We start from the raw sequence: 19,184 nt of genomic DNA, 5'->3' as shown, positions 1-19,184 counted from the left end.
TGGCTTGCACTAGCATTTTTTGCGCTGCGGCATCGGCTGCGGCGGAGAGGATGCCGCGGGCGGGGGCGATGCTCTACGAGAGCTACCAGTTGCAGGACGACCTTGTCGCGCCGTTCCGGTTGATGGCGCAGAACCTCCGGGTGGCGACCGGCTTTGCCTGCTGGGGCCTCGGCGACGGGTTGCGCCGGCAGTTCGCGGCGGCCCTGGAGATGGTCTCGCGCTTCGAGCTGAGCCATACGCGGCCCGACTTCGCCATCGAGTCCGTCGAGAGCGGCGGGCGCCGGGTCCCGGTCTCGCTCGAGGTCGCGCTCGACCTGCCGTTCGGCAAGCTGCTGCGCTTCGCCAAGAAGAGCGACACGGCGCAGCCGCGGGTGCTGGTCGTCGCCCCCCTGTCGGGCCACTTCTCGACCCTGTTGCGCGGCACCGTGGAGACGCTGCTGCGCGACCATGAGGTCTATGTCACCGACTGGGCCAACGCGCGCGACGTGCCGCTGGAGGCCGGCAGCTTCGGCATCGACGACTACGTCGACTACCTGATCCGCTTTCTCGAGGAGATCGGGCCGGGCGCGCACCTGCTGGCGGTCTGCCAGCCCTGCGTCCAGGCCCTGGTCGCGGTCGCCGTGATGTCCGAGGACCGCAATCCGGCGACGCCGCGAACCATGACCCTGATGGCCGGTCCGATCGACCCGCGCGAGAGCCCGACAGAGGTCAACGAGTTCGCCGTCAAGAAGTCGCTCGCCTGGTTCGAGCGCTACGTCATCACCCGCGTGCCGCAGCGCTATGCCGGCGGCGGCCGCCGGGTCTACCCGGGCTTCCTGCAGCTGGTCGCCTTCATGTCCATGAACATGGACCGGCACCGCAAGGCTCACCAGAAGCTCTACCGCCATCTCGCCGCCGGCGAGACCGAGGAGGCGGCCAGGATCAAGGACTTCTACGACGAGTACTTCGCGGTGCTCGACCTGACCGAGGAGTTCTATCTCGAGACGATCGACCGGATCTTCCAGAAGGCGGAACTGGCGACCGGCGACTACCGCTATCGCGGCCGGCCGGTCGATCCAGGCGCGATCCGCCACACCGCGCTGCTGACCGTCGAGGGCGGGCGCGACGACATCTGTGCCCTCGGCCAGACCGCAGCCGCCCACGACCTCTGCCGCTCGCTCAGGCCGCACCTCAAGCGCCACCACCTGCAGGCCAACGTCGGCCACTACGGCGTGTTCAACGGCAAGCGCTGGGAGCGCGAGATCTATCCCGTGGTCCGCAACCTGATCCTGGCGATGGAATAGGCGGCGCCCGCGCCGGTCAGTGCAGCAGGTCCCTCAGCGTGCCCTGCAGCTCGGCGGCGGCGAAGGGCTTGTTGAGGACCGGCGCGTCCGGATAGATCTTCGGGGTGATCAGGTCCGGGTTGGCGGTCACGAAGGCGAAGGGGATGCCGCGTTTCTGCAGCACGTTGGCGACCGGGAAGACCGTGCCGCCCTCGATCCGGATGTCGAGGAAGGCGGCCGCGACGTCGGCGATGCGGGCGACGTCCCAGGCCGCGGTCAGGCGCCGGTGCGGGCCGAGCACCTCGTAGCCGGCGGCCTCGACGATCTCGCGGATCTCCAGGGCCAGCAGGAAGTCGTCCTCTACGATCAGGATCTGCCGTCTCATTCCCTTCATCCAGCGCGATGCCGCCGCCCCGGAAACGGGAGGCTCGACGAATCCTGCGCGGCCTTTGCGGTCGGAGCGCGGCGGCAATGCAGCAGGGCCGGCGCCCGCCAGCAGCCTAGCGCCACATTGCGCGCATCCGTGCGCCGACGTCCAGGCGCGGTGCCTGGGGCGCGGGGCCTACGGCAATTGGTCCGGAGGCGGCCGGCGGCCAGGCGGTCCGCTCGAAGAGATCGAGCAGCTCGCGCGGGATGAAGCGGGTCCGGCCGGCATAGACGTGGCGGTCGCCCTGGGCGCTCTGGTTGTGGGTGAAGAAGCGCTGCGGCACGACGAGGTCCAGCGCGTCGCGGGCCCGCGTCATGGCGACGTAGAGCAGGCGCCGCTCCTCCTCCAGCTCGGCGCTGCTGCCGACGCCGAGGTCGGAGGGGATGCAGCCGTCGACGACGTTCAGCACGAAGACCGACTTCCACTCCTGGCCCTTGGCGGAGTGGATCGTCGAGAGCACCAGGTAGTCCTCGTCGAGCAGCGCCGGGCCGGCCTGGTCGCTGGTCGCGTCCGGCGGGTCGAGGGTCAGCTCGGTCAGGAAGCGCTCGCGCGAGGCGTAGCCGCCGGCGATCTGCTCGAGCTGGGCCAGGTCGGCGCGGCGCACGGCGGCGTCCTCGTGGATGCGCTCGAGGTGCGGCTCGTACCAGAGCCGCGCGCGCTCCAGCTCGGCCGGCCAGCCGGCGCCGGCGCCGCCCAGCGCCAGCAGCGTCTCGACGAAGGCCGGCCAGTCGGCGCCGGCGCGCGGCGGGACCGGGGCGGCCGCGAGCGCGGCCAGCGGGTCGAGGGCCGAGGCGATGTGGTCGAGCGCGCGTTGCGCCGAGGCCGGGCCGACACCGGGCAGCAGCTGCATCAGGCGGAAGCCGGCGACCCGGTCGAGTGGGTTGCTCGCGAAGCGCAGCAGGGCCAGAAGGTCCTTGACGTGGGCGGAGTCGAGGAACTTCAGGCCGCCGAACTTGACGAAGGGAATGTTGCGGCGGGTCAGCTCGACCTCGAGCGGGCCGCTGTGGTGCGAGGTGCGGAACAGCACCGCCTGCTGCTTCAGGGCCAGGCCCTCCTCGCGCTGCTCCAGGACGCGCTCGACGATGTAGCGGGCCTGGGCGGCCTCGTCGGCGAGCCCGACGAGGCGCGGCCGGGCCGCCGACTCCCGCTCGCTCCAGAGGTTCTTGGTGAAGCGCTCGGCGGCGAGGCCGATGACCGCGTTGGCGGCTTCCAGGATCGGCCGGGTCGAGCGGTAGTTGCGCTCCAGGGTCAGGACCGCCGCCGGCGGGTCGAAGGTGCCGGGGAAGTCGAGGATGTTGCGCACCGTTGCGGCGCGGAAGGAATAGATCGCCTGGGCGTCGTCGCCGACCACCGTCAGGCCCCGGCCGTCGGGCTTCAGCGCCAGCACGATCGAGGCCTGCAGGCGGTTGGTGTCCTGGTACTCGTCGACCAGGACGTGGTCGAACAGGCCGCCGATCTCCGCGCCCAGGGCCGGATCGGCGACGGTCTGGGCCCAGTAGAGCAGCAGGTCGTCGTAGTCGAGCACGTTCTGGGCCTGCTTGGCCTCGACGTAGCCGGCGAAGAGCCGCCGGAGCTCCTCGGTCCAGTCGGCGCACCAGGGGAAGGCTTCGCGCAGCACCGCGTCCAGGGGCGCCTCGGCGTTGACGCAGCGCGAGTAGATCGCGAGGCAGGTCGCCTTGGTCGGGAAGCGCCGCTCGGTCTTCGAGAAGCCGAGCTCATGGCGCACCAGGTTCATCAGGTCCGCCGAATCCTCGCGGTCGTGGATCGTGAAGCCGGGGTCGAGGCCGATCTCGGCGGCGTAGCTCCGCAGCAGCCGCGCGCCGATCGCGTGGAAGGTGCCGGCCCAGGTCAGGCCCCCGGCCAGGATGCCGGCCTTGCCGCCGAGCGCCTGGCCGGCGATGCGCTCGACCCGCCGGGTCATCTCGGCGGCGGCGCGGCGCGAGAAGGTCATCAGCAGGATGCGCCGCGGATCGGCGCCGGCGACGACCAGATGCGCGACCCGGTGCGCCAGGGTGCTGGTCTTGCCCGAGCCGGCGCCGGCGATGACCAGCAGCGGCCCGGCCGGGTCCGCGCTGTCGCCGGCGATGCCGTGTTCCGCCACGCCGTGTTCGACGGCCTGCCGCTGTTCGGGATTGAGCGCTTCCAGGTAGGCGGCGGGCATCGGCGGATCCGGCGGGCGACTCGGCGGTGGGAGCCGACCACTGAATCAGTTTCCCCTTTCGTTCGCAAGGCGCGCGCTCGTCCCGCAGGCGCGCCGGCCGCCGGTTCCGCTATGGTGACCCCAGATGGCCGGCGGGACTGGAGAGGAGGGACGAGGTGGTCTTGTGGCTCGCGGTCGCGGGGCCGCTGTTCGGCGCCGGGGTGCTCGCCTTCTTCTGGCTGGGCGAGGCCGGGCTGAGCCCGGGCGAGCGGCGCGACCTGGCGCGTCGCCTGAGCGGCGGCCCCGCCGCGGCGTCTCTCGCCGAGCGCGCGCAGGTCTTCGGCCGGCTGTTCGACGGCCTGTTCGGCATCGACGCCCTGCGCTGGCGCTTCCTGCTCGGCGCCGGGCTGACGTCGCTGCTCGCGGTGGCCTTCTTCTTCGCGACCTTCCTGATCCGCTATCCGGTGTTCGCCGACAGCTTGGTCGGGGACTCCTTCCAGCGCCTCGCCGTCGGCCGGCAGCTCGGCCCGGCGCCGCTGCTGCTGAGCGCGGTCGTCGACTTCCTGTGCCTCGCCTGGTGCCGCGAGATCGCCTCGCAGCTGCGCCGGCCGGGCGGCCGGGCGCAGCTGGCCGGCTGCCTGCTCAAGGATCTCGGCGTCAAGCTGGTCATCTTCCTGCTGGCGATGGCCCTGCTGTTCCTGACCCTGGCGGGCGAGGGCGGCTTCGGCGGCGACAGCGCGACGGCGCTCCGGGCGATCCCGCCGACCTTGCTCGCCGCCGCCGGCTTCCGGGGCCTCGGGGCGGTCTACCTCTACGCGGCGCTGCTCAGCTCGTTCTGGCTCTGGAGCTTCCTGCTGGCCTGGCCGCTGGCCGCGCGCGCGGCGGGCGCCCTGGCGCGGCACCTGCCGCTCGAGAGCCATCCGGCGCGGGTCCTCGGCCTCGTCGCGGCGGCGCTCGCGACCCTGGCCTACTGGCTGGCTCTCGCCGCCAGCTGAGGCCCCGGCGCCGGACGCTTGACCAAAATCTAACACTGTTAGATATTTCATGGAGACGTCGGCGCCGCAAGCCGACCGCCGGAGGAGCGCCGCCATGCCGATGATGTCCGCCGCCGACTACCGCGAGTCCCTGCGCCGCCTGAAGCCGCGGGTCTTCGTCAACGGCCAGAGGGTCGAGAGCGTCGCCGACGAGCCGCTGCTGGCGCCCGGCATCAATGGCATCGGCGTGTCCTACGACTACGCCCTCAGGCCCGAGTACGAGGTCCTGATGACGGCACGGCAGGGGACCTCGGGCAGGACCGTCAACCGCATGCTGCACGTCGACGAGTCCTCGACCGACCTGCTCTACAAGCTGGAGGCGGTGCGCCTCTTGTGCCGCGAGACCGGCTGCGCCCAGCGCTATCTCGCCCACGACGGCTTCAACGGCCTGTTCCAGGCGACGAAGCGCGCCGACGAGGCGCACGGCACCGCGTACCACGCGCGCTTCCTGGAGTACCTGCACTGGTTCCAGGACAACGACCTTTCGATCGGCATCTGCATGACCGACGCCAAGGGCGACCGCTCGCGGCGCCCCGGCGCACAGGCCAACCCGGACGTCTACGTCCACGTCAAGGAGCGGCGCGCCGACGGCATCGTGATCCGCGGCACCAAGGCGATCGTGACCTCGGCGCCCTACATGCACGAGCTGCTGGTCATGCCCTGCCGGACCATGACGCCGGAGGACCGGGACTTCGCGGTCTGCTGCGCGGTGCCGGTCGATGCCGAGGGCGTCACGATCGTCTCCAAGCCGGCCGGCCGGCCGGGCGAGGCGGCGGCGAAGTTCTCGGCGAAGTACGGCCAGTCGGTCGCCGCCGTGCAGTTCGATGACGTCTTCGTGCCCTGGGAGCGGGTGTTCCTGGCCGGCGAGCACGAGGAGGCCGGCTTCGCGACCACCGCCTACGCGACGCACCACCGCCACTCCTGCATCGCCGCGCGCGCCGGCTTCGGCGACCTCTTGATCGGCGCCGGTACCCTGATGATCGAGGCCAACGGCCTCGACCCCGAGCGCCACGGCCATATCCGCGAGTCGATGGTCGACCTGATCCGCATCGTCGAGGGCTTCTTCGCCTGCGGCGTCGCGGCCTCGGTCTACTGCGCCAAGGACCCGGCCGGCTCGGTCATGCCCGACGCGGTCTTCGCCAATGTCGGCAAGCTGCTGCTGGCGACGCAGATCTACGACATGCACCGCCTGGCGCACACCGTCTCGGGCGGCCTGGTCGTGGCCCTGCCGGGGCCGGAGGAGGACCACAACCCCGAGACCGCCGGCTCGCTGGCGGCGGTGCTGGCCGGCCGGCCCGACATCCCGGCGAGCCAGCGCAGGGAGGTCGCGCGGCTGATCGAGGACCTGACGGCCTCCGACACCGGCGGCTGGTACTCGGTGATCTCGCTGCACGGCGGCGGCTCGCCGGAGGCGATGAAGCGCGAGATCTGGCGCAACTACCCGGTCGCCGAGCGCGCCGAGCTGGTCGAGCGCCTGCTCGACCGCGGGGCGCTCGCCCAAGGCGAGGGCGAGAGCCGGCGCCTGTCGCGCCAGCCCGGCCGCTGCTGCGCGACCGGCTGCGAGGTGCCGGCGCTGCCCTCGCGCGGGCTCGGCGAGCCGGCCCCGCTGCGGGAAGATCCGGCCGCGCGCCGCTAGGCGCCTTCGGGAACCGCCCTTCAGTAGCCGGCGGTATAGCCCTCGGGGCCGCTCAGCTCGTCCAGGTCGTCGAGGTTGTAGAAGGGCGCCGGCCGGAACGGGTAGCCGCTCGCGTAGACCTTCTGCTCCGGGCCGGCGGTCGCGGTCGTCGGCGACACGGACCGGGCACAGCCGCCGACCAGGCCCGCGGTCAGCAGCAGGACGCCGGCGAACGCTGGCAGCGTCGCGGAAAAGCGTCGGTCCGCCATGGCGGCATTCCTTCGTCAGGAGCTATCCGAAAGCTGGAATATGGGCCGCGCGCCCGACCGCGAAAAGGGGGGCGGCGCTCACTTCGCCGGCGATGCCGGCCGGCCGACCACCGGCGCCAGCCGGGTCAGCACCTCCTGCGTCGCATAGACGTCGCTCGCCGGCTCGGCCGGCAGCGCGTCGAGCAGCTCGATCTCGGCCGAGGCGTTGTAGTGCGTCACCGGCCGCCGATAGACCTCGCGCGGGCCGCCGAGGAAGCCGGGGCTGTAGAGCGGCCCCGGCACGAAGGCATAGCCGAGCGGCCGGCCGAGGCCGCCGCCCATCCCGCTGCCGATCTCGCCCCCGGCGCCGCCCAGGTAGGTCGTGGCGTAGCGGGTCACGGGCACGACCTCGCGCGCGACGACCCGGAAGCCGGGCGCGTGCCGGTGGCCGGCCAGCTCCGCGGCGCGGAACAGCAGGTAGTCCTCGACCGTCTCCCGGCTGGTCGCCTCGTTGCCGGAGACGGTGATGCGGTAGCGGTCCTCGGCCAGCTTCTGCTCGGCATAGCCGTCGCGCGGGCTCCTGCCGTCCGGCCCCTTGGCCTGGTAGGGCGTCGGCTCCGCGCAGCCGGCGAGCAGGCCGGCGGCCAGCAGCAACAGGCCCAGTGCCGCGGCGAGGCGGGCGGGCGAGGGCAGGGCGGGGCGACGCGGGCTGGCCATGGCCGGGGCCTTCTTCTTCCGGACAGTGACGATGGTTGGGATATGGGGCGGGTGGAGGCCTGCGGAAATGCCGTCGTGCGCGCCGCGGTCCACCAGGCCGGCGGAGCGGGGCGGCGGACCGCGGAGGCCGTCCGCCGCGGGGTTGCGACCTTCCGCCTCACAGGCCCGGGATCCCGGATGCGGCGAGTCATTTGACCTTATCTCATTGATTCCTATCAGAAATATCGACGTCGCCTCGGGCCGGACGCTCCGGGGGGCTGTCGCTGCCGCCTCGTTGTGTCGGCAACTCGCGCCTCCTACAATATTCGCGATAGAAATACATAAAATGCGGGGGAATTATTGCGATGCGGCGAACATCTGCAGAATGTTCGGGCAATTGGCGTTGGGCCTACTGCCCACTCGGGGCGCGGATATTTGATATCGGCGGATTGTCGATATTTCTGGTTCTCGTCCTCCTGATCGCCTCGGTGCCGGTCGATCGCGCGCGGGCCATCCCGCCCTTCGCGCGCCAGACCGGCGAGCCGTGCAGCGCCTGCCACACCGTCTATCCGCAGCTGACCCCCTTCGGCCGGCAGTTCAAGCTGAACGGCTACACCGAATCGACCGACAGCTCGCCGATCTACGAGCGCCTGGGCGCCTGGCTGCAGGGCTCCTTCACCCACACCGCCAGGGCCCAGCCCGGCGGTGCGGCGCCGGACTTCGGCGACAACGACAACTTCGCGATGAACCAGGCGAGCCTGTTCTACGGCGGCAAGCTGGCCGACAAGATCGGCGCGTTCCTGCAGGGCACCTACGACGGCGTCGAAAAGCAGTGGGCCTGGGACAACATGGACCTGCGCTTCGCGGACGAGGCGACCATCGGGTCGCACGACCTGACCTACGGCGTCAGCCTGAACAACAATCCCGGCGTGCAGGACCTGTGGAACTCGACGCCGGTCTGGGCCTTCCCCTTCGACAGCTCGGCGCTGGCCCCGGGGCCGGCCGCGAGCACGCTGATGGAGGGCGGGCTCGGCCAGATCGCCGGCGGCGGCAGCGTCTACGGCATGCTGGACGAGAGCTACTACGGCGAGATCGGCCTCTACCACACGCTCTCGCGCGGCGCGATCGACACGCTCGCGGGCAGCGCCGACGGAACGCCCCGGTCCGACGGCGTCGCGCCCTACTGGCGCTTCGACTGGCAGAAGGACTTCGGCACCAACAACAACATCGCCGTCGGGACCTCGGGCCTCTACGCGGCGCTCTACCCGGACGGCGACAAGAGCCAGGGCTCCGATTCCTTCACCGACCTCGGCCTCGATGCCCAGTACCAGTACCTGGGCAGCCAGAATAACGTCACGGCGCGGGCGAGCCTGATCCACGAGTCCCAGAGCCTGGACGCCAGCCAGGCGCTCGGCGGTGCCGACAACGCGTCGAACGAGCTCTGGTCGTTCAACTCCAGCGTCTCCTACACCTACGATCAGACCTGGAGCCTGACCGGCGGGGTCTCGCACCTCTGGGGCAGCAGCGATGCGGCCTACTACGGCACGCCGAGCGGCTCGCCCGACACCACGGCCTTCACGGTGCAGGGCGACTGGGTGCCCTTCAACAAGGCGCCGATCTCCTTCTATCCCTGGTTCAACCCCAGGCTCTCGCTGCAGTACGTGCACTACGCGCAGTTCGACGGCAGCTCGAGCAACGTCGACGGCAGCGGCCGCAGCGCCTCGGACAACGACACGCTGTTCATGCTGATGACCGTGACCTTCTGAGGCCGGGCTTCCAGGCTAGAGGCTCTCGGCGAGGCGGCGGGTCGCTGCGGCGACCGCCGCCTCGTCGCGCCGGTAGAAGGTCCACTGGCGGATCCGCTTCTCGCGGACCAGGCCGGCGCGCAGCAGCAGCTTCATGTGGCCGTGCACCGTCGGCTGGCTGAGCCCCAGCTTCTGGGCGATGAACAGGCCGCAGACGCCGTCCTCGACCAGGTCGCCGTCGCGCTGCGCCGGGAAGTGCGCGCGCGGATTCTTCAGCCAGTCGAGCACCCGGAGGCGCTTGTCGCTGGCCAGGGCCTTCAGGATGTCGAGCAGGGCGTCGTCGCCGTCGGTCATTATTTCGGGACTTTGCAAATTTCCTAAACAGTGCCATGACTGCCGTCGTGCTGTCGAGGCGGAGCGGAGGGCAGGGGCATGGACGGAACGGCTGCGGGGCGAGGCGAGACGATCGAGGAGCGCGCGGTCGACGGCGAGGCGATCGAGGGCGAGGCGATCGACCGGGCGGCGATCGCCGAGACCGAGGCGCTGATCCGCCCCCACGTCCGGCGCACGCCGCTCCTGGAGGTCGCCGCCGGCGACTTCGGGCTGGCCGGCCGGCCGCTGACCCTCAAGCTCGAGTTCCTGCAGCATTCCGGCTCCTTCAAGGCGCGCGGCGCCTTCGCCAACCTGCTGCTGCGCCAGGTCCCGGAGGCCGGCGTCGTCGCCGCCTCCGGCGGCAACCACGGCGCCGCCGTCGCCCACGCGGCCAGGGCCCTCGGCGTGCGGGCGCGGATCTTCGTGCCCAGCGTCGCCTCGCCGGCCAAGATCGCGCGCATCGAGGCGAGCGGCGCCGAGCTGGTCGTCGGCGGCGACCTCTATGCCGACGCCCTGGCCGCCGCCGAGGCCTGCATCGCCGAGACCGGTGCCCTTTCGGTCCATGCCTACGACCAGCGCGAGACGCTGCTGGGCCAGGGCACGGCCGGGCTCGAGCTGGAGGCGCAGGCGGGCGCGCCGGGAGCGTCCGGGGTCGACACGCTGCTGGTCGCGGTCGGCGGCGGCGGCCTGATCGGCGGCGTCGCCTCGGCCCTGGCCGACAGCCCGATCCGGGTCGTCGGCGTCGAGCCCGAGGCGGCGCCCACGCTCTACCGGGCCCTGGAGGCGGGCCGTCCGGTCGACGCGCCGGCCGGGGGACTCGCCGCCGACTCCCTGGCGCCGAAGCAGGTCGGCCGGCTGATGTTCCCGATCGCCCGCGACCACGTCGAGCGTGTCGTGCTGGTGCCCGACGAGGCCATCGCCGAGGCCCAGGCCGCGCTCTGGCGCACCCTGCGGATCGCCAGCGAGCCGGGCGGTGCCGCCGCCTTCGCGGCCGTCCTGTCGGGCGCCTACCGGCCGGCGCCGGACGAGCGCGTCGCCGTCCTGCTGTGCGGCGCCAACACCCACAAGGTCGACCTCTAGTCGCGGGCCGCCCGGCGCAGCAGGCGCTCGGCGGCCTCGGCGGCGAGCACGCGCCCGAGAGCGCTGTCTCGTGCCTGCTCGACAAGCCGGACCGGCGCCTCTGCGGCGGCCGGCAGCAGGGCGGCGAGACCCCAGGCGCGGCGGGTCACCTCCAGCTCGCGCTGCAGGGTCCGGGCAGCCTCCGGCTCCGACGCGCTGCGTCGGAGCGCCAGCCAGCCGGGGCCGCGCGGATCGCCGAGGATCTCGAAGCCGGGGCCCGCGGCGAGGCCCGGCACCGCGTCGTGCAGCAGTCGGGCGTCGAGCGCGCGCGGCCGCCAGCCGGCCCGCCAGCCCTCCGCCCGCATCGCCCGCTGCAGCGCCTCGAGGTCCAGGCCCGCCGGCTCGGCATCGGGGTTGGGGGCGAGGCGATAGCGGAGCCGGGGCATGGGCGTTTCCTGGCCGGAGGGCGATTCCGGCAGGGTCGGTGCCGCCGGGCTGACAAGCAGCCTAGCAAGCGTCCAGGAACACAACAAGAACACTTGTGACGACAGAAACGGGCGTGCCGCGCGGTTATCCACAACCGCCTAGGGCCGGATCAGCATCACCGGCGCGGCGCTGGCCAGGCGGACAGTGACCCGCCTGCCGTCGAAGCGGTCGAGCCGGAAGCTGTCGAGCCGGTCGCCGGTCTCGACCACGGCCAGGCGCTCGCCGCGCCCGCCGCGGCTGCGCACCACGGCGAGGCGGCCGACGGCCGCGGCCTCGACCCGCTCGCTCGGGGCGTAGAAGAAGGTCCAGCCGTCCATCAGGCTCTCGGGGTCCTCGAGACGCAGCGCCACCAGGCCGGGGTGCCGCGCGGCGCCGCCGCCCAGCGGCAGCTCGATGCGCTCGTCCAGGCTCCTGTCGGGCAGGACGCGGCCGGCGCCGTCGATACGCCCGACCAGCGGCACGAGATGACCCTCGGGCGCCAGGCCCTCGGCCGAGACGCCCGCGTGCTCCAGCACCTCCAGCAGCGGCACGCGCAGGAAGCGGGAGAGCTGCTCGGCCTCCTCGAGGCGGATGCGACGCACGCCGCTCAGCATCTTGCTGACCGTCGAGGGGTCGGCCTCCAGGAAGCGGGCGAGGGCACGCTGGGTCTCGCCGATCTCCGAGAGGCGGCGCAGGAACCAGGCCGACTGCACGGCCGGCGCCGGTCCCCGAGGCCGCTGGCGCCGGACGCGCGTGGCACCGGCTGCCGACCCGGCGCGGCCGGCCTTCCTGACAGCCATGGCGGCGATCCCTCCAACCGCATTGCGATTTCGTCAAGGAGAGACTAGCCGCCTGCTTCGCGCCGGGGCAAGAGCGGGCGCAGCGGCGACTGCGGCTGCGGTCGGGACGGGGGCGAAAAAAATGGGCGCCGGTTGGGAGCCGGCGCGGAGGTCGACGGCGGGCCGGGGGGAGCGAGCCCGCCGCATCGAGGAGGCTGCCGCCGGGTCCCGGCGGGCTGCTCGTCGGACTGCCAATCTGCCGTATCGCTGCCAACAAGCACCTAATCCGCTCGCGCCGGCCGACCGTGGCGCGCAGCGACGACGACAAGCGAGCTTGTCATTTTCATTGACGAATTCGCATCGCTCTGCACATCCTCGCAAGATGGGAACAAGTCATGAACATCGACGATATGAGAGGAACGGGCCATGAGGCGCAGTCCGATACCGAGCGGCCGGGCCGGCGGCCGCGGCTTCTGGACGGCGGAGCGGATCGCCGAGCTGGAGCGGCTCTGGGCCGAGGGGCTGGCGGGCAGCGCGATCGCCGAGCGGCTCGGCACGACCAAGGACGCCGTGGTCTCCAAGGCGCATCGCCTGGATCTCGAATCGCGCCTGCCCGAGACACCGGCCGAGCCGCAGCCGGGCCGACTGCAGCGCCGCCTGATGGCGCTGGCGGCGGCGACCGGCACGACGGTCGAGGCGTTGCTCGGCCTGCGCCGCCGGCACCGTCCGCTGCCGCGCGGCGCGGCGCTGTTCCGAACCTGCCAGTTCATCCTCGGCGACCCGCGGGACGGCGGCCGCCCGTGCGGCGCGCCGGTGGTCCGTCAGCGCGACGGCTGGCCCTACTGCGCCGAGCATCTGGCCCGCTGCCGCGAGCCGCGCCGGAGCCCGGCCGGCGCGGCGGGCGAGACGGCCGCGCAGCCGGTCGAGCGGGCCGCCTGACGCCGGCCGACGACGACCGCCGGGCCCTGATCGGCGAGGCGCGGCGCCTGCGCCTCTGGCTCTCGAGCCTGGCCGACCTGCTGCTGGGTGCCGACGGCCTTGGCCTCTGCGGTGCCGCCGAGCTGGCCGCCGAGGCGCTGGCCGCCGCGGAGCGCTTCGACCGGGCGCTGTGGCGCCTGGAGCGTGGCCGCGATCGCTCAGACCAGGCCGCCGGCCTCGGCCAGGATCCAGAGGCCGAGCAGGGCGAACAGCAGGGCGGCGCCATAGCGCAGGGTCTTGACCGGCAGCACCCGGAGCAGTCGGTTGCCCAGGAACAGCGCCGGGGCGTTGGCCAGCATCATGCCGATGGTCGTGCCGGCGGTGACCCAGAGCACGGAATGAAAGCGGGCGGCGAGGGCGATGGTCGCGACCTGGGTCTTGTCGCCGATCTCGACCAGGAAGAAGGCGACCAGGGTGGTCAGGAAGGCGCCGTGGCGGCTCGCGGTGCGCTGGTCGTCGTCGAGCCGGTCGGGAACCAGGGTCCAGGCCGCCATGGCCAGGAAGCCGCCGCCGACCAGGTAGCGGAACCAGGGGCCGTCGAGCCAGCCGGCGAGCTCGGCGCCGGCCAGGGCGGCGAGGCCGTGGTTGGCCAGGGTTGCGGCCAGGATGCCGGCGGCGATCGGCCAGGGTCGCTGGAAGCGATAGGCGAGCAGCATCGCCAGCAGCTGGGTCTTGTCGCCGATCTCGGCGAGCGCGACGACGAGGGTCGAGGTGAGAAGGATGTCCACGAGCAGCGATCCTGAGGCCGGGCGTTGTTGGCCAACGGCACCGTCCTCCCGCCCGACCCTTCGTCGGAGGCGCGGTGCCATTGGTCTCGCCTGAACCCGGAACGACCGCAGTCGTCCCGTCGCTCTTCCGCGCCACGGCGTGCCCGCCAAGCATGTTGACGCGGAAGCCGCCCGGTCACGCCGGAGCGCGGGGCAGGCGGCTGGCTACTCCCCAGATGACGGGCGGGGTCTTAGCCGTGGCCGCCGGCCGGGTCAAGCGGCGGCTGGTCCGGCGGCCGGAGGTCGGCGACCTGGGGGGGGCGCATCCGGGCTGGCCGAGCCGTGAATGCCTGAAAAGCAGGCAGGCATCCTTTTGATACCATTTTAGGCAACTGTCTTGATGCGCCGCACAAATGCAGGGCAGCGGCGGTGGCGCGGGCCGGACCGGCCGACCCGCCGCCGCCGGTCGCGCCGAGCGGACGGCTGAGCGATTCCGCGGCCCCTGCCGGGAGCTTCACGGCATGGCATGGCGCTTGCTTCGTTCGCTGCGCTGCAAACTTCTTTCCGTGGGGAGGCACCAACAAGATGAAGATGGGACGACGCAGCGTACTTCGCATGGCCGCGAGCGCGGCAATCATGGCCGCCGCGGCCCCGCTGACGGGCCTGCCCGCCTTCGCGGCGGACGAGACGATCAAGGTCGGCATCCTGCATTCCCTGTCCGGCACCATGGCGATCAGCGAGACCACGCTGAAGGACGCCATGCTGATGCTCATCGACGAGCAGAACAAGAAGGGCGGTCTGCTCGGCAAGAAGCTCGAGGCGGTGGTCGTCGACCCGGCCTCGAACTGGCCGCTGTTCGCCGAGAAGGCGCGCGAGCTGATCTCGGTCGACAAGGTCGCGGCGGTGTTCGGCTGCTGGACCTCGGTCTCGCGCAAGTCGGTGCTGCCGGTCTTCGAGGAGCTGAACAACATCCTCTTCTATCCGGTGCAGTACGAGGGCGAGGAATCCCAGCGCAACGTCTTCTACACCGGCGCCGCCCCGAACCAGCAGGCGATCCCGGCGGTCGACTACCTGATGTCGGTCGAGAGCGTCGAGCGCTGGGTGCTGGCCGGCACGGACTACGTCTATCCGCGCACGACCAACAAGATCCTGGAGGCCTACCTCAAGGACAAGGGCGTCGCCGCCGCCGACATCATGATCAACTACACGCCGTTCGGTCAGTCGGACTGGCAGTCGATCGTCGCCGAGATCAAGCGCTTCGGCTCGGCCGGCAAGAAGACCGCCGTGGTCTCGACGATCAACGGCGACGCCAACGTGCCGTTCTACAAGGAGCTCGCCAACCAGGGCATCAAGGCCGAGGACATCCCGGTCGTCGCCTTCTCGGTCGGCGAGGAGGAGCTGGCGGGCATCGACACGGCACCGCTGGTCGGCCACCTCGCGGCCTGGAACTACTTTATGAGCGTCGACACGCCCGAGAACGCCGAGTTCATCAAGAAGTGGCACGCCTTCATCAAGAACGACAAGCGCGTGACCAACGATCCGATGGAGGCCCACTACATCGGCTTCAACATGTGGGTGAAGGCGGTCGAGAAGGCCGGCACCACCGATCCCGACGCGGTGATCGACGCGATCATCGGCGTCGCGGTGCCGAACCTGACCGGCGGCTACGCGACCATGATGCCGAACCACCACATCACCAAGCCGGTGCTGATCGGCGAGATCCAGGACGACGGCCAGTTCGAGGTCGTCTACGAGACTCCGGGCCTGGTGCCGGGCGATGCCTGGTCCGACTACCTGCCGGACTCGAAGGACCTGATCTCGGATTGGCGCAAGCCGATGAGCTGCGGGAACTTCAACGTCAAGACAGGCAAGTGCGGCGGCAAGGGCACCTGAGTCTGCCCCGCCGCAGCGGGTCCGGCCAGTTCCAAGGGGTTTGGCCGGCCGGACCCGCCCTTTCCTGACGATCCCCTCCGCCGTATCGGAGCGACCGTGCTGTTCCGCCCGCCTGCCATCCGGCGTTCCCGGCGTCCCGCGACGCGCGGCCTGCCGGGCCTCCTGCTGCTGCTCGGCTGCCTCGCGCTGTTCCTCGCTGCCGGGGCGGCCCGGGCCCAGGAGGCCGGCGACCTGCGTCCGCTGGTCGACGCGCTGGGGCAGGGCGGCTTCGACTTCGACAAGACCGAGACGGCGATCGGCAGCCTGGCCGAGACCGGCGACCCGCGCGTCGTGCCGGCGCTCGAGGCGCTCAGCGAGGGCGACCTCTACGTCCGCAAGGCCGACCACGCGGTCTTCATCGGCAAGCGCGGCGGCGCGGGCTACCAGCTGACCGACCCGCTGACCGGGGAGGCCGCGGGCGAGGCGGCGCGCGGCGCCGTCGACAAGATCCGCGTCAACAACAACCTGCGCCGCGCGATCCGCACGGCGCTCGGCGGCCTGACCCTGCGCAGCCGCGACCCCGCGCAGCGCCGCGCGGCGGTCCAGTCGGTGTTCGACGCCGCCGATCCCGAGGCGCTCGAGCCGCTCGAGGCCGCCCTGGCCGCCGAGAAGGACCCCGGGATCGCCGAGCTGATGCGCGAGGCGCGCGCCCGCATCCTGCTGAACACGCCCTCGGCTGACGCCGGCGACAGGCTCGACGCCGTCGAGACGCTGCGCGCGCGCGGCGACCGCGACGCCCTGGCGGCGCTGTCCGGCCTGGTCGCTGCGCCGGACGGCAAGGTCGATCCCGCGCTGCGCGCGGCCGCCGCCAAGGCGGCCGGGGCGATCAAGGAGAACCTCGCGCTCTGGGAGGCGGCGCAGAACGTCTGGTACGGCCTGTCGCTGGGCAGCGTGCTGCTGCTCGCCGCGATCGGCCTCGCCATCACCTTCGGCGTCATGGGCGTGATCAACATGGCCCACGGCGAGATGGTCATGCTCGGCGCCTACACGACCTTCGTGGTGCAGCAGGCGATCCGCGGCTGGGCGCCGGAGCTCTTCGCCTGGTCGCTGTGGATCGCGCTGCCGCTCGCCTTCCTGGTCTCGGCCGCGGTCGGCGCCGCCATCGAGCGCTGCGTGATCCGCTTCCTCTACGGCCGGCCGCTGGAGACTCTGCTCGCGACCTGGGGCCTGTCGCTGATGCTGCAGCAGGCGGTGCGCACGCTCTTCGGCCCGACCAACAAGGAGGTCGGGGCGCCCGACTGGATGTCCGGCGCGACCCACGTCGGCGGCCTGCTGATCACCTACAACCGCCTCTACATCGTGATCTTCGCGCTGCTGGTCTTCGCCGCCCTGCTGGTCCTGCTGAAGCGCTCGGCCTTCGGCCTGCAGATGCGCGCCGTGACCCAGAACCGCCGCATGGCCGCCTCGATGGGCATCCGGACGCCCTGGACCGACATGCTGACCTTCGCGCTCGGCTCCGGGATCGCCGGCATCGCCGGCGTGGCGCTCAGCCAGATCGACAACGTCAGCCCCAATCTCGGCCAGGGCTACATCATCGATTCCTTCATGGTCGTGGTGTTCGGCGGCGTCGGCAATCTCTGGGGCACGCTGGTCGGCGCCTTCACCCTGGGCATCGTCAATAAGTTCCTGGAGCCCTACGCCGGCGCCGTGCTCGGCAAGGTGCTGGTGCTGGTCTTCATCATCCTGTTCATCCAGAAGCGCCCGCGCGGCCTCTTCGCGCTCAAGGGCCGGGCGGTGGACCAGTGATCACCGCCTTCCTGCTGCGCGGCCTCGACCGCCGCGCCCTGGTCTTCCTGGCCGTCCTGGCCGCGGTCGCGGTCGTCGTGCCGCTGCTCAACCTGGCGACGCCGGCGGGCTCGGGCCTGCACATCCCGTCCTACGCGGTCACGCTGCTGGGCAAGTACCTCTGCTACGCCCTGCTGGCGCTCTCGGTCGACCTGATCTGGGGCTTCTGCGGCATCCTCTCGCTCGGCCACGGCGCCTTCTTCGCGCTCGGCGGCTACGCCATGGGCATGTACCTGATGCGCCAGATCGGCACCCGCGGCGTCTACGGCAATCCGGTCCTGCCGGACTTCATGGTCTTCCTGAACTGGAAGACGCTGCCCTGGTACTGGCACGGCTTCGACCAGTTCTGGTTCGCCGCGGTCATGGTGCTGCTGGTGCCGGGCCTGCTGGCCTTCGTGTTCGGCTGGTTCGCCTTCCGCTCGCGGGTCACCGGCGTCTACCTCTCGATCATCACCCAGGCGATGACCTTCGCCCTGCTGCTCGCCTTCTTCCGCAACGACATGGGCTTCGGCGGCAACAACGGCCTGACCGACTTCAAGGACATCCTCGGCTTCCCGATCCAGGACGAGGGCACGCGCGCGGGTCTCTTCGTCGCGACCGCCGTCGCGCTCGGCCTCGGCTACCTGATCGCCTCCTGTGTCGTGCGCTCGAAGCTGGGCCGCGTGCTGGTCGCGGTGCGCGACGCCGAGAGCCGGACGCGCTTCCTCGGCTACCGGGTCGAGATGTACAAGCTCTTCGTCTTCACCCTCTCGGCCTGCATGGCCGGGGTCGCCGGCGCGCTCTACGTGCCGCAGATCGGCATCATCAATCCCAGCGAGTTCGCGCCGGCCAACTCGATCGAGGTCGTGATCTGGGTCGCGGTCGGCGGCCGCGGCACGCTGATCGGCGCGATCATCGGCGCGATCCTGGTCAACTTCGGCAAGACCTGGTTCACCGGCGTGCTGCCCGAGCTCTGGCTCTTCGCGCTGGGCGGCCTGTTCGTCGCGGTCACCCTGCTGCTGCCCAAGGGCATCGTCGGCACGGCGACGGCGCTGTGGCGCGGCCGGCGCTGGCGAGGGCCCGCCGCGACCGGCGAGGGCACCCTGGCCGAGAGCGGCGGGGATGCCGAGCCGCCCGCGGCGGCGCCGGCCGCTGGGCCCGCCGCTCCGGAGCGCGCATCATGACCCTGCAGGTTCCCGCCGCCGTGCCGCTCAAGGCCGGCGACACGCTGCTCTACCTCGACGGCGTCTCGGTCTCCTTCGACGGCTTCAAGGCGCTCAACGGCCTGTCCTTCACCGTCGCCGAGGGCGAGATGCGCGCCATCATCGGCCCGAACGGCGCCGGCAAGACGACCATGATGGATGTCATCACCGGCAAGACCCGGCCCGACGTCGGCGAGGTCTACTTCGGCGGCACGACCGACCTGACCAAGCTCGACGAGGCGGCGATCGCCTCGCTCGGCATCGGCCGCAAGTTCCAGAAGCCGACGGTCTTCGAGAGCCACACCGTCTGGGACAACCTGGACCTGGCGCTGTCCGGCCCGCGCCGGGTCTTCCCAATCCTCTTCGGCCGCACCGATGCCGAGGGCCGGCGGCGGATCGAGGAGATCCTGGAGACGATCCGCCTGACCCACCGCCGCGACGCGCTGGCCGCCGGCCTGTCGCACGGCCAGAAGCAGTGGCTGGAGATCGGCATGCTGCTGGCCCAGGATCCGCGCCTGCTGCTGGTCGACGAGCCGGTCGCCGGCATGACCGACGCCGAGACCGAGGAGACGGCGCGCCTGCTGCGCGAGATCGCCTGCGACCACTCGGTCGTGGTGGTCGAGCACGACATGACCTTCGTGCGCGACCTCGGCGTCCACGTCACGGTGCTGCACGAGGGCTCGGTGCTGGCCGAGGGCTCGCTCGACCACGTCAGCGCCGACGAGCGCGTCGTCGAAGTCTACCTGGGGCGCTAGAAAG

Annotated in this window: 18 protein-coding genes; 10 read left to right on the top strand and 8 right to left on the bottom strand. The window is 71.6% G+C overall.

What is annotated here, in order from left to right; genetic code table 11:
* The first annotated feature begins 50 nt into the window (after nucleotides 1-50).
* Nucleotides 51-1,283: a polyhydroxyalkanoate depolymerase gene (locus B9O00_RS05875; protein WP_322111184.1), complete on the top strand. Its 1,233-nt coding sequence runs from the start codon at nucleotides 51-53 to the stop codon at nucleotides 1,281-1,283.
* 16 nt (nucleotides 1,284-1,299) lie between these two features.
* Here the strand turns inward: B9O00_RS05875 and B9O00_RS05870 are convergent, their stop codons facing one another.
* Together B9O00_RS05870 and B9O00_RS05865 are read right to left on the bottom strand one after the other, a co-directional pair.
* Nucleotides 1,300-1,647 carry a response regulator gene (locus tag B9O00_RS05870; RefSeq protein WP_085121536.1) on the bottom strand — a complete coding sequence of 116 codons (348 nt, stop codon included), beginning with the start codon at nucleotides 1,645-1,647 and terminating at the stop codon, nucleotides 1,300-1,302.
* A 115-nt stretch (nucleotides 1,648-1,762) separates the two neighbouring features.
* Nucleotides 1,763-3,850 (bottom strand): ATP-dependent helicase, encoded by a 2,088-nt coding sequence (locus tag B9O00_RS05865; protein ID WP_085121535.1) that lies wholly within the window; start codon nucleotides 3,848-3,850, stop codon nucleotides 1,763-1,765.
* Between the two features lie 155 nt (nucleotides 3,851-4,005).
* Here B9O00_RS05865 and B9O00_RS05860 point away from each other — a divergent pair, with 155 nt between their 5' ends.
* The gene (locus B9O00_RS05860; protein ID WP_143596159.1) at nucleotides 4,006-4,824 is read left to right on the top strand and encodes a hypothetical protein; all 819 of its coding nucleotides are present in this window, start codon (nucleotides 4,006-4,008) and stop codon (nucleotides 4,822-4,824) included.
* A gap of 94 nt (nucleotides 4,825-4,918) precedes the next feature.
* On the top strand, nucleotides 4,919-6,499 hold the full coding sequence (locus B9O00_RS05855) for a 4-hydroxyphenylacetate 3-hydroxylase family protein (RefSeq protein WP_200808414.1): 1,581 nt from the start codon (nucleotides 4,919-4,921) through the stop codon (nucleotides 6,497-6,499).
* Between the two features lie 20 nt (nucleotides 6,500-6,519).
* Here the strand turns inward: B9O00_RS05855 and B9O00_RS05850 are convergent, their stop codons facing one another.
* Complete coding sequence (locus B9O00_RS05850) at nucleotides 6,520-6,747, bottom strand: hypothetical protein (protein ID WP_085121533.1); 228 nt, start codon at nucleotides 6,745-6,747, stop codon at nucleotides 6,520-6,522.
* Between the two features lie 78 nt (nucleotides 6,748-6,825).
* The gene (locus tag B9O00_RS05845) at nucleotides 6,826-7,443 is read right to left on the bottom strand and encodes a CC0125/CC1285 family lipoprotein (protein WP_085121532.1); all 618 of its coding nucleotides are present in this window, start codon (nucleotides 7,441-7,443) and stop codon (nucleotides 6,826-6,828) included.
* A gap of 428 nt (nucleotides 7,444-7,871) precedes the next feature.
* On the opposite strand from B9O00_RS05845, the gene B9O00_RS05840 reads away from it, so the two are divergent.
* Complete coding sequence (locus tag B9O00_RS05840) at nucleotides 7,872-9,188, top strand: hypothetical protein (RefSeq protein WP_085121531.1); 1,317 nt, start codon at nucleotides 7,872-7,874, stop codon at nucleotides 9,186-9,188.
* Nucleotides 9,189-9,203: 15 nt separating this feature from the next.
* Here the strand turns inward: B9O00_RS05840 and B9O00_RS05835 are convergent, their stop codons facing one another.
* Nucleotides 9,204-9,521 carry an ArsR/SmtB family transcription factor gene (locus B9O00_RS05835; protein ID WP_085121530.1) on the bottom strand — a complete coding sequence of 106 codons (318 nt, stop codon included), beginning with the start codon at nucleotides 9,519-9,521 and terminating at the stop codon, nucleotides 9,204-9,206.
* Between the two features lie 78 nt (nucleotides 9,522-9,599).
* On the opposite strand from B9O00_RS05835, the gene B9O00_RS05830 reads away from it, so the two are divergent.
* Complete coding sequence (locus B9O00_RS05830) at nucleotides 9,600-10,619, top strand: threonine/serine dehydratase (protein ID WP_085121529.1); 1,020 nt, start codon at nucleotides 9,600-9,602, stop codon at nucleotides 10,617-10,619.
* Here B9O00_RS05830 and B9O00_RS05825 read toward each other — a convergent pair.
* Together B9O00_RS05825 and B9O00_RS05820 are read right to left on the bottom strand one after the other, a co-directional pair.
* A complete protein-coding gene (locus B9O00_RS05825) occupies nucleotides 10,616-11,044 on the bottom strand; it encodes a hypothetical protein (RefSeq protein WP_085121528.1) in 429 nt (142 codons plus the stop codon). The genes B9O00_RS05830 and B9O00_RS05825 overlap by 4 nt on opposite strands.
* A gap of 138 nt (nucleotides 11,045-11,182) precedes the next feature.
* Nucleotides 11,183-11,863 carry a helix-turn-helix domain-containing protein gene (locus B9O00_RS05820; protein WP_085121527.1) on the bottom strand — a complete coding sequence of 227 codons (681 nt, stop codon included), beginning with the start codon at nucleotides 11,861-11,863 and terminating at the stop codon, nucleotides 11,183-11,185.
* Nucleotides 11,864-12,268: 405 nt separating this feature from the next.
* On the opposite strand from B9O00_RS05820, the gene B9O00_RS05815 reads away from it, so the two are divergent.
* Complete coding sequence (locus B9O00_RS05815) at nucleotides 12,269-12,781, top strand: GcrA family cell cycle regulator (RefSeq protein ID WP_085121526.1); 513 nt, start codon at nucleotides 12,269-12,271, stop codon at nucleotides 12,779-12,781.
* 197 nt (nucleotides 12,782-12,978) lie between these two features.
* Here the strand turns inward: B9O00_RS05815 and B9O00_RS05810 are convergent, their stop codons facing one another.
* On the bottom strand, nucleotides 12,979-13,548 hold the full coding sequence (locus tag B9O00_RS05810) for a TMEM165/GDT1 family protein (protein ID WP_085121525.1): 570 nt from the start codon (nucleotides 13,546-13,548) through the stop codon (nucleotides 12,979-12,981).
* Between the two features lie 615 nt (nucleotides 13,549-14,163).
* Here B9O00_RS05810 and urtA point away from each other — a divergent pair.
* The 4 genes from urtA (at nucleotide 14,164) to urtD (ending at nucleotide 19,180) form a co-directional block, all read left to right on the top strand.
* Complete coding sequence (urtA, locus tag B9O00_RS05805; protein WP_322111183.1) at nucleotides 14,164-15,420, top strand: urea ABC transporter substrate-binding protein; 1,257 nt, start codon at nucleotides 14,164-14,166, stop codon at nucleotides 15,418-15,420.
* A 96-nt stretch (nucleotides 15,421-15,516) separates the two neighbouring features.
* Nucleotides 15,517-17,205, top strand: coding sequence for an urea ABC transporter permease subunit UrtB (gene urtB / locus B9O00_RS05800; RefSeq protein ID WP_322111182.1), 1,689 nt, complete (start codon nucleotides 15,517-15,519; stop codon nucleotides 17,203-17,205).
* Entirely contained in the window at nucleotides 17,202-18,407 is a 1,206-nt protein-coding gene (urtC, locus tag B9O00_RS05795) for an urea ABC transporter permease subunit UrtC (RefSeq protein ID WP_085121523.1), read from the top strand. The genes urtB and urtC overlap by 4 nt, the downstream gene beginning before the upstream one ends.
* Nucleotides 18,404-19,180 (top strand): urea ABC transporter ATP-binding protein UrtD, encoded by a 777-nt coding sequence (urtD, locus tag B9O00_RS05790; RefSeq protein ID WP_085121522.1) that lies wholly within the window; start codon nucleotides 18,404-18,406, stop codon nucleotides 19,178-19,180. Before urtC ends, urtD begins: the two co-directional genes overlap by 4 nt.
* Nucleotides 19,181-19,184 lie beyond the last annotated feature (4 nt).

The organism is Tistlia consotensis USBA 355 (genome assembly GCF_900177295.1).
GTDB classification, from domain to species: domain Bacteria; phylum Pseudomonadota; class Alphaproteobacteria; order Kiloniellales; family DSM-21159; genus Tistlia; species Tistlia consotensis.
The sequence above is the reverse complement of the archived record's forward strand: the minus strand, read 5'-3'. Positions and strand labels throughout refer to the sequence as shown.